Origin of the sequence: Singulisphaera sp. GP187, from assembly GCF_900129635.1 — a bacterium.
In the GTDB taxonomy this organism is placed as follows: Bacteria; Planctomycetota; Planctomycetia; order Isosphaerales; family Isosphaeraceae; genus Singulisphaera.
Map to the genome: position 1 here is coordinate 632636 of NZ_FSRB01000003.1, position 11357 is coordinate 643992.

The following is an 11357-nucleotide window of genomic DNA, read 5'->3' on the forward strand; positions in this document are numbered from 1 at the left end:
TTTCATGGATTCTCTGATGGGTGACCGCGGGTTGCTCATCATTGGGCCTGCAAGTCACGGACAACAACGTTTCCCACATCGCATTAACATAAACGCAGAACCCAACGGCTGACTTGAGGGCGGACATGGCGACCATTCTGGTGATCGACGACGAACTCTCCATCCTCCACGCCTTCCGCCGCGCCTTCGACGACCCGGCCGACACGCTCTTGACGGCCTCCGACGGGGCCGAAGGGCTGGCGATCGTCGGCCGGAACCGGCCCGATGTCGTGGTCCTGGACTTGAACCTGCCCGACATGTTCGGCCTCGAGGTGTTCCAACAGATCCGTCAAATCGATGCGCGGATTCCCGTGATTTTCATTACGGGTCAGGGGACGACCGAGACCGCGATTGAGGCGATGAAGTTAGGGGCGTTCGACTACCTGCTCAAGCCCCTGGACGTCGGCCGGGTTCGGGAGCAGGTCGAGCGTGCCGCGGAGATCGGCCGGCTGATGCGCGTTCCCGCCGTGGTCACGGACGAGGTTCTCGCCCAGGCCCCGGCCGACGTCATCGTGGGCCGCTCGCCGGCCATGCAGGAGGTCTACAAGGCGATCGGCCTGGTGGCGCCCCAGGACCTCGCCGTCCTGATCCTGGGGGACAGTGGCACGGGCAAGGAGTTGGTCGCGCGGGCCGTTTACCAGCACAGCCGCCGGGCGACCGGGCCGTTCCTGGCGATCAACTGCGCTGCGATCCCCGAGACGCTGCTCGAGAGTGAACTGTTCGGGCACGAGAAGGGCGCGTTCACCGGGGCCGATCGCAAACGAATCGGCAAATTCGAGCAGTGCTCGGGCGGGACGCTGTTCCTGGACGAGATTGGCGACATGACGCCGTTGACTCAGGCGAAGATCCTCCGGGTGCTCCAGGACGGGCGGTTTGAACGCGTCGGCGGCAACGAGACGATCCGGACCGACGTCCGGATCATCGCCGCGACCAACCGCGACCTGGCGCAGATGGTCACGGCGGGCGAGTTCCGCGGCGACCTCTATTACCGCCTGGGCATCGTCACCATCACCGTGCCACCGCTGCGGGAACGGGCCGACGACCTGCCGCTCCTCGTCGAGCACTTCCTCAAGCGGTTTAACCCCGAGCTGGGAAAGAAGGTCGACCGGATCGCCCCCGAGGCGATGGAGCTGCTCCGACGCCATCCCTGGCCCGGCAACATCCGGGAGTTGCAGAGCGTCCTCAAGCAGGCCCTGCTGCGTGCTCAAGGGCCGGTCCTCGTCGCCGACTTCCTCCCCCCCTCGGTCCGTGGTGAAGAGGAACTCGCCGGCGCGACCGCGGCTCCCCTCGACTGGGAAGGTTTCCTCGAAGATCGCCTCCGCGTCGGGTCACAGGACCTCTACGCCGAGTCGCTCGCGCTCATGGAGCGGTCGCTCCTGACGCGGGTGCTCCGCCATACCGGGGGCAATCAGTTGCAGGCGGCCAAGCTGCTCGGCATTACCCGCGGCAGTCTCCGGACCAAGATCCGCACGCTCGGGATCCGGATCGATCGGTCGGTCTGGTCTGGCGATGACCAGGCCGGCCCCTAAAGGACCAGGTCGCCCCGCCGCTTCACCCCCCCGGTTCGAGGGCAACCGCGCCTCCTCGCCCAATCTCACAAGCGATCCAAAAGAACACAAGCCTTTACACAGCAACACAGTAGAGCGACCCCAGACAACAATCAACATTTCTCCCTCACGATTGGCATTGCAATCGCTTTAAGAGAGTGTTGTCTCTGACGGCGCACCTCAATCGCCCCCCGACGATCGGCGGGGCATCGTCGTCAGCTTGCAGCGTTTCGATCAAGGCCGCGGTGGCGAGCGCCATCGGCGGAGTCCGCTCGCGCTCTGCCGGTCAAGGCAGGGCGTAGGCGTCAGCTCCGCGCGCTGAATCGACGGTCTGACTATCGAGATCTGCTCAAATCAAGGATTTCAAAGCGATGACACGCACAATCAAGTCCATGCCACGGGCCGTCCGCCAGGCCAGCCATAGTAACGTCGTCACGTCGGTAGCCTTCACCCCCGACGGCGGCTCTGTCGCCAGCGGAAGTTGGGACGGCACCATCAAGCTCTGGGACGCCACTGGCGGCAGTCTCAAGCTGAAGCGGACGCTCCGCGGCGAGTGGGATGAGGTCGAGGCGATCGCGATCACCCCTGACGGCAGCGCGATCGCGGGCCTGGGCACCGGTTTCGACGGCGCACCGTTCGGTGCCGTAACGCTCTGGGCGTTGGAAGGCGGTCGGGGACGCCCCTTGGTTCGGGAAGGCGGCAAGCTCGACACGATCGCGTTCTCACCCGATGGGTTGACATTGGCGTCCGCAAGCGGAGACACCCGCGCGGTGTCGCTCCACGACGTCGCCACGGGCCGGGAATGGGCGCGACTGCTCGACCATCAGGGGCCGATCTGGTCGTTGGACTTCTCCCCCAACGGCAGACTGCTCGCCGCGGCCACCGGGAGAGTGCCGGCCATGACCGAGCCGACGGACGTCGAGCAGGTGGGCGAGATCCGGCTCTGGGACCTCAGCGACGGCGGGGCCAAGCCGTGGGCGAGCCTCGTCGGCCACGACTACGGGATCATCTCGATCGCCTTCTCCCCCGATGGCACGACCCTGGCGACCGGCGGCTTCGACCGCGCAGTGAAGCTCTGGGACGTGGCCTCCGGCCAGGAGTGGGCGACGCTCGAGGGCCACGAGGGCTGGGTCGCCACGGTGGCATTTTCCCCCGACGGAACGGTCCTGGCCACCGGTTCTCACGACCAAACGATCAAGCTCTGGAATCCGCTGACGGGGCAAAAGTTGGCCACCCTCCGAGGGCACACCGGCAACGTCTACTCCGTTGCGTTCTCCCCCGACGGCTCACAGCTGGCTTCGGGGAGCCTCGACGGAACCGTGCGGATCTGGGATCTGGCCCAAGCGTTGGACGTGGCAGCCCCCGTGATGATGAGCCGTCGACATTTCATCGGCAAGAAGGACTCACCATGAGCGACCTCAAACGGCCGCAACCCGACCTCGAATGCGCGATCTGTGACGACAACGACCCTTGCCTGCCGCGATGGGACGACGACGGTGGTGGCAGCGATCAGTCGCCTTCGTATCTCTGGTCATTCGAGGAGGCTTACGTGCAAAACCATGGACACGATGTTCGCCAGTTTACCGGACAGCGCTCTGACCCGTTTCAAGGACCTGACGATGGGCGGCAAGGCACGACAAGTCGAGGTCGTTCGCGGCTCCGAGCTCACGATCCGCGACATTGAGGCTGAGGTCCTCGCGCGACTTGCACGCAGAGGCTACGACTGGACCGGCAAACGGCGAAAACCACGAGGGGCATCATGAAAACTCATGACAAAAAAACCACGATTTACCGACTTGAAGGTTTCCTGAAGCGTCGTGATGCGGAGCGGACTCAGCGGATCCGGCCCGCCCAAGTCGGGTCGCTCGCCGCCTTGGGCGAAGACCAACGATCGCGGAATCTGTCGGCCTGGTTGCACGCGCCGGAGTGCATCGCATGGCCGGCGGGGGCAGAGTATCTGTTCCGCCTCGGTCGTCATCGGCTGGCGCTGTCGACCTCGGGCGGGGCGGGGCGCCACGAGCGGGCCGTGGCGCGGGCCGAGGCCGAGTTCGCGCTCGTCGTCGAGGGACCGCTCTTCGTGATCGGCGCTCGGTTCGGCACGGCCATGCCCTGGGCTTGGGCCCGGCCGTATCACTGGCGGTTCACCGCGCCGACCCAGCGGATCGTCCCCGCCTCGATCGCACTCACCCCCAGGAACTACGCCCGGCTCTGGGCCACGCTCTGGATCACCCTGGTGGATGATTGGACCGGGCGGGTCCGCGTCCGCCGGGCCGTCGCCCTCCGGCCGGAGTTCGCCCACACCCTGCACGGCGTGCTCCGAGCGCAGGCGCTCCGGCCGTACCAGCCGTCGACCGTCCATCGCGCGGGGGAGCGACTCCATGAGGCGCTCCCCGACTTGGCGTTGCGAGCCTGCGTGCAGACCCGGTGTGCCGCCGTCTCGGAGCCTGAGCCGGTGAGCCGATGGGCCACGCAAGGCGCGAGGACGGAGCAAGATGACACTGGATTCCCGATCTCGAGAAGGCAACCCCAATGACACTCAACCCAGGTAACTCGATCGTCATCACCGACGGGCATTGGATGCATATTCGCCACATCCAGATCTATCACCGTCATTATCCAGAGATCCGTGGCGAAGGCGCCTCGCTCGCGGAAGCGGCGGCCCATCTCTCGAACCAGTTGGTCGACGCTACCGTTTTCGCTCAAGGCCGCGGTGGGCGTGACGGGATCGTCCGGGCGCTCGCCGAAGTCCGGGCGCTCCGCAAGGCTCGGCCGATCCGCAGGCGGGCTGACCGTGACACCGTGCCCGCCCCGGATTATTCCACCATCTCATGAACGCTTGCCAGGAGAATTCCCATGTCCGCGAACGTCCGAGAAAAAGGGATTTCGATTCCGGGGGAAACTCTGGACATCGCCGCGCCTTATGTGATTGCCCTGATCCGCGAGCGTGAGCGGCGGCTCGCCGAACTCCGACGGTACGACCGGTTCATCGCCCAGGCCGCGGGCCGCATCAGCTTGCAAGGCTTCTGGCGCACCCTCAAGCGGCAAGACGAGGACGCGATCCAGCGGCTGACGAACTGGCTCGATCACGAGGCCGCCAGTGGCCCATGAAACGCGATCGAACGTCGCGATCGCGGCCCCAACTCGGCGACTCCGTGAGGGGCAAGTCGGCAGGTTGAGCTTCCCCAGCCAATCGGTCCTGAAAAAAATCAAGATCCGCGAGGGTCCTCGAATCGCCGAGGCCAAGCGCATTGTGACCCGGGACAGGAGCCGTCGCTTTCCGGGCACGCCGCGTTTGGCCTCGGCTTCGTTGCTTTGATCCGCCCAGCGCATCGATCGAAGCCGAATCGAGGGATCGGCAGTCCAGGCCACCCGATCGGCGTCTCAGGTTGGGGACTGGTGGAACGGAGTCGAGCCGGACCGGGTCATCGACAATTCCGCCCGAACTGCTTTATGATAGAACGATCAAAGCAACGTGCGACCGCCCGCCTGAACGATCCAACACCACTCTGATCCCAATCAGGGGGCGTGTGCGGATTCCGCAATGCCGCAAGAGCCGACTCCGTCCGAGGTTTGATCATGAACGGCAAGAAAATCTATATCACCCAGTTTGACCGCGATCGCTTGGACCGGTTTCTCGGACTGCCAAGAGATGAAGAACAGAACATCCAACTCAACCCCCTGCGCTCCGAACTCGCCCGTGCCGTGGTGGTGGCTCCCCAGGAAATTCCGGCCGATGTCATCACAATGAACTCGACTGTCTCCTTAATCGAAATCGAGACCTCCGAGGAGGAAGTGTTCACACTCGTCTTCCCGAAAGACGCCGACGCCGACGAGGGGAAAATCTCCGTCACAGCCCCGCTCGGAACGGCCATGCTCGGCTATCGGGTCGGCGACGTTTTCGACTGGGATGTGCCGATGGGCCGGAAGCGCTGGCGCGTCGCCAAGGTTCTCTATCAGCCGGAAGCCGCGGGCAATTACGAGCTCTGAGCGCGACCGCCTGATCGAACGTCGAAACAGTCATCCCCATGAAAATTCGCCGATAGGCCGGCTCGTACTGCCCCTCCGGGCCTGGCAAACGCGCCGGCCAGCGATCGATCGAGCCGACGGTGTAGCAACGCGACGGGGCAGCATCCACCTCGGTTGTGCCCCTCCCTCCCTCTCCCTCTTCCTCCCCCCCTGGGACCGCGGGCGACCCGCCCGCAATTCAATTTCATTCAATTCAGTCTGTTTAAATTAATCAATTCCATGACAGGCGTGCCGCCCACGGCACCAGGGCTCACGCCAGCCCTGGTAGTGGCTCCCTCCTCGTACGGCTACGCCACCACAGCTCCCATAGACACGAGGAACCGTCCAGCGGACGGCTGACGTAGGCATTCATGTCCCCCCCCAAAAAAATCAATGAGCGGCGATTCAACGCCACTCGGCCCGACCGTACGGCCGACCTGAGCGTCCAACGATCAAGTGGACCGACCAGCGATCAGGATGCCACGCGAGCGTCTCAGAGTGAACCACCCCAACCGCTTCGCTTCGACCCCTTCTCATTTCTCCTTAACCCTTTCACCTCAAAAAAGATACAAAACAACTCCATGACGTTCGGCCAAAGACTTTCCCTCATGGCATCATAATCGCTTATAAAGAAAGGCGTAAGACGGTGCACATCAACCAGGCCCCAAATCAAGAGGGGGTATCACCGTCATACATGAAGCGTTCGATGCAGGAGACGGTGCCAAGAGTCACCGTCAGAGTGGACGTGTTATGTGCCGGCGAGGCTTGACGACAGGAGCGACCACCCCGGTCACACCTGTTGTTCAATCAGCCCGCATGAGTTTACCGAATCACCTTTGAATTGGAGCGCATGACATGCAACTGGATATGCGTGGGGTGAATTACGAGCTGCAGGATGAGTTGAAGGATCACATCGAGCGTCGGCTGCGTTTCGCCCTCGGGCGGTTCGCGAGCCGGATCGAGCGGATCGCGGTCCGAATCTCTGACGTGAACGGGCCACGTGGCGGAATCGACAAGCGCTGCCGGATTAGCATCGGCCTGATTCCCAAGGGCGTGGTCATGATTGAGGGCGCGGGGGACGACCCCTTCATCCTCGTCGCCGACGCGGCGAAGCGGGCACGGCAGTCGGTCCGACGCAACCTGGAGCGGCGGCGACGCAGCCGCGAGCCATTGGTGTCCTTGGCGGCCTACTGACCCCGCCGCCCCGGAACCATCGGGGCCTCCCTGCCGACGGATGGCCAGTTCGATCCTGAGCCATTGACAGGATCAGGTTAGGGCAGGGTAGGGCAGGGCAGAGAAAAAGCAGGATTGAGTCGCACCTCGCCTGGTCGTTCTCCGACCAGGCGGGGCGTCCGACAACCAGACGCGTCCGCTGAATTCCACGGATGGACTGGCGATCAATTCGCTCGGAATGAAATCAACAGACCGCGCAACTCCTTTTGGGCATTGCTTATGGACGTCCCGCTGAATTCTCGGTGAGGAGCACGCATGTTTCGGCATGCCCTTTGATTAAGAGCCTATCCCAATCGGCAAAAAAATCAGAGTGAGAGATCCACTCCACCGGTCATGTCCGGCTGTGAGTGCCGCGGGTTCCGGACTCGGAACCCGTGTGGGATCACCTTGGCCCGTGGGCCAGGGAGTCCGACTCCGGAACTCACGGCCCCCAGAATTCCCTCGTTTCCCGGTGCAAGTCGGCCGACGGAGCGTGGTTCGAGGGACCGGAGTCCCCAGTACGCGCCGACGCCCTCCTCGCCGAATCCGTGTTCGACATGATGTGTTTCGATCCTCTCCGGGCTAAAGGAGACACCCCAATGTTTGCGCGCTTTGGTAGCTTGTGCGTCCTCCCTTGGATCTTGTTCGCGCAGATGTCATGGGACATGAGCGCGGTGCCGGTCGTTGCCGCGGCCTCGGCCTCCTACGAGGTGCCCCCCGAGATCAACGACCGCGGCCAAGTCTTCAATCAGGCAGCGAAGCGAGGGGCACGCAAGGCACTGAAACGGATCCGGTACGCTCACAGCGTCCCGATCCTCGTGGAAACGGTCGAGTCGCTCGACGACGAGTTGATCAACGATGCGGCCCGACGGCGGGCCCATTCGCTGGGGAGTGAGGGAATCTACATTCTCTTGGCCAGCAAGGGCCAAGATGTCGCCGTGGTCTTCGGCCACAACAAGGCGCACGGCCTCCTTGCGGATCCGGACCGAGCCGCGATTCGCGAGGCCTTTCTCGGGCCGCTCCGCGCGGGTAACGCCGACCGCGGCCTCGAAAACGGCGTCCGAGCGATCGATACCACGCTGGCCAAGGCCGCGGCCGCCAAGCCGAAATCCAACGCCCAGGATATGGTGTTCCCCGCAACCATCCTGTTCTCGCTGATGGCCGTCTTGTTGGCTCTCCAGGTGGGAACCCATGACGAAGACCGACGGAAGCGACGACGACGGTCGGTCTCGCCCCCCCGCGAGTCGGTGCTCCAAGGTGGCCACTCCCATGGTCCGGGTCGGGCGCTCGGGAGACTCTGAGCTGACGACTTGCGATTGGTCCTAAGCCCGTGGACCTGGTCCTGCTTTGCATTGAATCATGTGCAAGCCCTGGGTGCTACGGGTTGTGCCCGACCCGTGAGCCAAAAACCCGCGAGATCGACGACTATCGCTGCCGCGCGGACCGGCGATACTGACCGGGGGTCTGGCCGGTCCGCTCCTTGAACGCGGCGCTCAAGTATTCCGGGTGGAGGAAGCCGGTCCTGGACGCGATCTGCTTCAAGGGCAGGTCCGTCTCGGCGAGCAGCCGCTTGACCTGGTCAAGTTGGGTCCGCAGAATCTCGGCCTTGGGTGTCAGACCAAAGATCTTGACGAACCGGCGTTCGAAAACACTGCGCGACAGCGGCAACTCCGCCAACACGTCCGCGACCGTAATCCCATCGCAGGCGTGTTCGCGAATGAACCGCACAGCACCCGAAATGGCGCGATCGTCAATCGCCAGAACGTCCGTCGACCGGCGGGTGATCACCCCAAGTGGAGCGATCGCGATCGGGTCCTCCGGCACGATCGCTCCCGCCATCATCCGCTCCAGCAAGGAGGCGGCCTCAAACCCGATCCGCCGGGTGTCGGGGACGATACTGGAGAGGGGTGGATCCGCCAGGTCGCACAAGACCTCGTCGTTGTCAACACCGAGGACGGCCACCTCATCAGGGACTGCGACACCAATCACACGACACGCGGTCAGCACCTGTTGCGCCCGGATGTCGTTGCACGCCATGAGCCCCACCGGCTTGGGCAGCCCCTCGATCCAGCGCGCCACCTCGGCCTGCGCCGCCCAGCCTGATTGCTCCCGGGCCTCGGTCCCGGCCCCATGTTGCGGACTCCCCGCGCGATAGAGGTGACAGGTGAATCCCGCCCCTTCCACCAGGCGAGCGAATGCCTCGGACCGATTGTCCGAATAGTCCGCTCCCACGAAGCCGCAAAACGCGAGGTGGCGGAACCCACGCTCGCGAAGGTGCCCCACCCCCAGACGCGCAACCGCCTGATCATCCGTGACGATCCGAGGCACCCCGAGGTCGGTGAGCAGACCGCGGAGGTCCACCGCGGGAATCCGCAAGTCACGGACGACCCGGGCGATCTTGCGGTTCTCGATCCGGGCGATGATCCCGTCCCCACTCCAGTCCTGGAGCCAGGCCGACGGCGCATCGCCCAGGCCACGCTCGGCGAGATAAATCGACCAGGGACCGTGGAGCCGCACATATTCGGCGATCCCGTGGAGCAGACCGCGACCATAGGCGCGGGAAGACTCCACCAGCAGCGCCACGCGAGGTCGGGCCGCCACGTCCGCACCTCCCCTTGTCCGAGAAATTGTTCAATCCAAAATTTCAACTATGTTGCTAATCCCAATCTCAAGCAACCCGTTCAACGGTTTTCTTAGGAGTTCTCTGACCACAATCACCTCAAGGCACCTTAACTCCCTGCGCGAAAAACCTCAATAACTTGACGCAAAGCTTCAATGACATAAGCCCCCCTGGTCGGTTATAGTCCAAACATTCCTCGTCACAGCCTATATCATTTTCAGGTCGATCCTCGCGAAGTCTCCGCGAGGTCGGCCAAGGCACATCGTCCCTTTCCGGCGATCAGGTCGCGATCCTCCGGATGCCGAAGGGGGCGACATTGCACAGATCCAGAATGATTTTTTGATGCGTTTTGAATTGGGCCGGAGGAAGCAGGTCGGTCGAAGGCATTGACGGGTTGCCGGTCCTCACCTCATGCGGAGGTCAGTGCAATGCGAAGCAGCAATTCCCCGTTGTTCTCGGTTCGACTGGGAGGCCTGGCACTCCTCATCCTCCTGACCGCCGGGCCGGTCGGCTGTAACGGCGAAGGCGGAGGAGGATCGTCGGAAACGATCTCCACCGGCGAGGGTCAGGCGGTCATTCCCAAGCAAGAGCTCCTGAACCTCGGCGCGACCGAGAAGTCTCTGGCTCCGCCGGCCAAGAAAGCCAAGTAACGACTCGAAACTCGAGCGCGGGGACAACCACGACCGATCCCGTCGACCCTGCCAGCGGTCCCACTCCCTGAACCGTGACAGGGCCTGCGGCCAAAAGTTCACGACGCAATGCCTCGAGCCCAGATCCGGCCCGCGCCGGGTCGAGAACCGATCGTCTCGATTCCCTCATCTCGTTCGATCCTCTCGGAGAACCCCGATGCGTACGCGCACGAATTCCGGATTCACACTGATCGAGCTCCTGGTCGTCATCGCCATCATTGCGGTCCTGATCGCCCTGTTATTGCCGGCCGTCCAGGCGGCCCGCGAGGCGGCACGTCGTGCCCAGTGCGTCAACAACTTAAAGCAGATCGGCCTCGCCATCCATAACTACCACTCCACCCACGACGTTTTCCCGATGGGCTCGTCCAAGCAGCCCTTCGACGGCCCGGCCTCGTTTGCGTCGGGTGCATGGGATAGCTGGAGTGGCCAAGCGTTGATGCTCCCCAACATGGAGCAGAACGCGATCTACAACGTGTGCAACTTCAGTCTTGCGCCGGGCCAGATCAACAGCAAGCTCGGTTACTACGTCAATTCGACGGCGTACAACACCGTGCTCAATTTCTTCCTCTGTCCGTCCGACCCCAATGCGAGCGGCTCAACCGGCTACATCAACAACTACGCTGCCTGCGTCGGTACCACAACTTTTCACACCTGGAATGCCGCGGGTTCGAATGGGATGTTCGCCTACCAGACCGCGATCGGGATCCGCGACGCAACCGACGGCACCTCGAACACGATCGCGTTTGCCGAACTGATCGTCAACTCGCCCGCGACCACGGTCCCGGCACGCGGCAAAGCCGCCGGTGGTGCCGGCGTGACCAGCACAGCCGGCGGGAAGCTGGACGCCCGCACCATGGGAATCAACGCGATCCAGGCCGACATCCAATCGTGCACGGCAAACTTCACGACCAACACCAGTGGAAATAACACCGGCTGCGGCTTCCGCTGGGGCATGGGGGCGATGGGGCTCACCATGTTCAACAGCATCGTCCCGCCCAACGGAGGGGGCCAGGTGAAGTGGTCCGCCTGCCGGACCCAGTGCTGTGCCCAGGCGCAACACGCCCACTACGTCGTCTCGTCGAGCTATCACGCCGGTGGCGTGAATGCCCTGATGAGCGATGGCAGCGTCAAGTTCATCAAAGACTCGATTAACATGCAGACCTGGTGGGCCCTCGGGTCGAGGGCAAGCGGCGAAGTGCTCAGCGCCGACGCCTACTGAGTCGATTCCGGTTCCGTTCCACTCCA

At 63.5% G+C, this 11357-nt stretch carries 12 protein-coding genes; 11 read left to right on the top strand and 1 reads right to left on the bottom strand.

All coding sequences use genetic code 11. The annotated features are described in order from the left end of the window. Window positions 1-125 precede the first annotated feature (125 nt). The 9 genes from BUS42_RS38550 (at window position 126) to BUS42_RS38595 (ending at window position 8104) form a co-directional block, all read left to right on the top strand. Complete coding sequence (locus BUS42_RS38550; protein ID WP_074316689.1) at window positions 126-1568, top strand: sigma-54-dependent transcriptional regulator; 1443 nt, start codon at window positions 126-128, stop codon at window positions 1566-1568. A 389-nt stretch (window positions 1569-1957) separates the two neighbouring features. Further along, entirely contained in the window at window positions 1958-2998 is a 1041-nt protein-coding gene (locus BUS42_RS38555; protein WP_074316691.1) for a WD40 repeat domain-containing protein, read from the top strand. A 147-nt stretch (window positions 2999-3145) separates the two neighbouring features. After that, window positions 3146-3349: a hypothetical protein gene (locus BUS42_RS38560; RefSeq protein WP_074316693.1), complete on the top strand. Its 204-nt coding sequence runs from the start codon at window positions 3146-3148 to the stop codon at window positions 3347-3349. After that, entirely contained in the window at window positions 3346-4119 is a 774-nt protein-coding gene (locus tag BUS42_RS38565) for a hypothetical protein (RefSeq protein WP_074316695.1), read from the top strand. The genes BUS42_RS38560 and BUS42_RS38565 overlap by 4 nt, the downstream gene beginning before the upstream one ends. Further along, window positions 4116-4418, top strand: coding sequence for a hypothetical protein (locus tag BUS42_RS38570; protein ID WP_074316697.1), 303 nt, complete (start codon window positions 4116-4118; stop codon window positions 4416-4418). Before BUS42_RS38565 ends, BUS42_RS38570 begins: the two co-directional genes overlap by 4 nt. A 21-nt stretch (window positions 4419-4439) precedes the next feature. Further along, window positions 4440-4694 carry a hypothetical protein gene (locus BUS42_RS38575; RefSeq protein WP_143206676.1) on the top strand — a complete coding sequence of 85 codons (255 nt, stop codon included), beginning with the start codon at window positions 4440-4442 and terminating at the stop codon, window positions 4692-4694. A gap of 468 nt (window positions 4695-5162) precedes the next feature. Continuing rightward, window positions 5163-5573, top strand: coding sequence for a nucleoside diphosphate kinase regulator (gene rnk / locus BUS42_RS38585; RefSeq protein WP_074316704.1), 411 nt, complete (start codon window positions 5163-5165; stop codon window positions 5571-5573). Between the two features lie 873 nt (window positions 5574-6446). After that, complete coding sequence (locus BUS42_RS38590) at window positions 6447-6785, top strand: HPF/RaiA family ribosome-associated protein (protein ID WP_074316706.1); 339 nt, start codon at window positions 6447-6449, stop codon at window positions 6783-6785. A gap of 617 nt (window positions 6786-7402) precedes the next feature. Next, the gene (locus BUS42_RS38595; RefSeq protein ID WP_074316708.1) at window positions 7403-8104 is read left to right on the top strand and encodes a TPM domain-containing protein; all 702 of its coding nucleotides are present in this window, start codon (window positions 7403-7405) and stop codon (window positions 8102-8104) included. A gap of 124 nt (window positions 8105-8228) precedes the next feature. Here BUS42_RS38595 and BUS42_RS38600 read toward each other — a convergent pair whose 3' ends face one another. Beyond that, entirely contained in the window at window positions 8229-9404 is a 1176-nt protein-coding gene (locus BUS42_RS38600; RefSeq protein WP_074316710.1) for a XylR family transcriptional regulator, read from the bottom strand. A 447-nt stretch (window positions 9405-9851) separates the two neighbouring features. Between BUS42_RS38600 and BUS42_RS38605 the strand changes: the two genes are divergently transcribed. Further along, window positions 9852-10073, top strand: a complete 222-nt coding sequence (locus BUS42_RS38605; RefSeq protein ID WP_074316712.1) for a hypothetical protein — start codon at window positions 9852-9854, stop codon at window positions 10071-10073. A gap of 196 nt (window positions 10074-10269) precedes the next feature. Beyond that, window positions 10270-11331: a DUF1559 domain-containing protein gene (locus BUS42_RS38610; protein WP_074316714.1), complete on the top strand. Its 1062-nt coding sequence runs from the start codon at window positions 10270-10272 to the stop codon at window positions 11329-11331. Window positions 11332-11357 lie beyond the last annotated feature (26 nt).

Coding starts and splice junctions, on each gene's coding strand:
- BUS42_RS38550 (WP_074316689.1), top strand. CDS start 126: ATGGCGACCATTCTGGTGATCGACGACGAACTCTCCATCCTCCACGCC.
- BUS42_RS38555 (WP_074316691.1), top strand. CDS start 1,958: ATGACACGCACAATCAAGTCCATGCCACGGGCCGTCCGCCAGGCCAGC.
- BUS42_RS38560 (WP_074316693.1), top strand. CDS start 3,146: ATGGACACGATGTTCGCCAGTTTACCGGACAGCGCTCTGACCCGTTTC.
- BUS42_RS38565 (WP_074316695.1), top strand. CDS start 3,346: ATGAAAACTCATGACAAAAAAACCACGATTTACCGACTTGAAGGTTTC.
- BUS42_RS38570 (WP_074316697.1), top strand. CDS start 4,116: ATGACACTCAACCCAGGTAACTCGATCGTCATCACCGACGGGCATTGG.
- BUS42_RS38575 (WP_143206676.1), top strand. CDS start 4,440: ATGTCCGCGAACGTCCGAGAAAAAGGGATTTCGATTCCGGGGGAAACT.
- rnk (WP_074316704.1), top strand. CDS start 5,163: ATGAACGGCAAGAAAATCTATATCACCCAGTTTGACCGCGATCGCTTG.
- BUS42_RS38590 (WP_074316706.1), top strand. CDS start 6,447: ATGCAACTGGATATGCGTGGGGTGAATTACGAGCTGCAGGATGAGTTG.
- BUS42_RS38595 (WP_074316708.1), top strand. CDS start 7,403: ATGTTTGCGCGCTTTGGTAGCTTGTGCGTCCTCCCTTGGATCTTGTTC.
- BUS42_RS38605 (WP_074316712.1), top strand. CDS start 9,852: ATGCGAAGCAGCAATTCCCCGTTGTTCTCGGTTCGACTGGGAGGCCTG.
- BUS42_RS38610 (WP_074316714.1), top strand. CDS start 10,270: ATGCGTACGCGCACGAATTCCGGATTCACACTGATCGAGCTCCTGGTC.